Consider the following 418-nt stretch of genomic DNA (forward strand, 5'->3'; position numbering starts at 1 on the left):
CTCGGCCTGCGCGGCGATCCCCCCCCCCCCGATCCACAACCCACCGCACCCGATACGCCGCCACGATCCCCCGCCGCACACCCCCCGACGTCCCCACCGCGAAGTACCGCCGCACATCCGCCACCCGCCGCCCCTCGTCCGGCAGAAAGAAGTCGGGATACCCGGGCGCCACGGTGTAGGCCCCATACGCCGGAAGCTGCCGAGCCGGAAACGTCCGCGCCATGACCACATCCCCGTACTTCACCCACGGCGTGACCCACCGGTACCCCACCCACGGCGCCCGGTACTTCCCCGCGACCACTCCCGGCAGCACCCCACGCGGAACGACGTACCCAACGGTCCCGACCTGCGTCCACGCCCCCACGGCCAGCGCCCCGGCAAGCACCCCCGCCCCCACCCCACGCCACCACCACCGCAC

1 pseudogene is annotated in these 418 nt (G+C 73.9%); it reads right to left on the reverse strand.

Annotation, left to right across the window (positions count from 1 at the left end):
* Positions 1-418: pseudogene (locus IF78_RS50295) on the reverse strand (hypothetical protein); the annotation flags it as partial.

It is taken from the genome of Streptomyces bicolor (assembly GCF_000719285.1).
Taxonomy (GTDB): domain Bacteria; phylum Actinomycetota; class Actinomycetes; order Streptomycetales; family Streptomycetaceae; genus Streptomyces; species Streptomyces bicolor.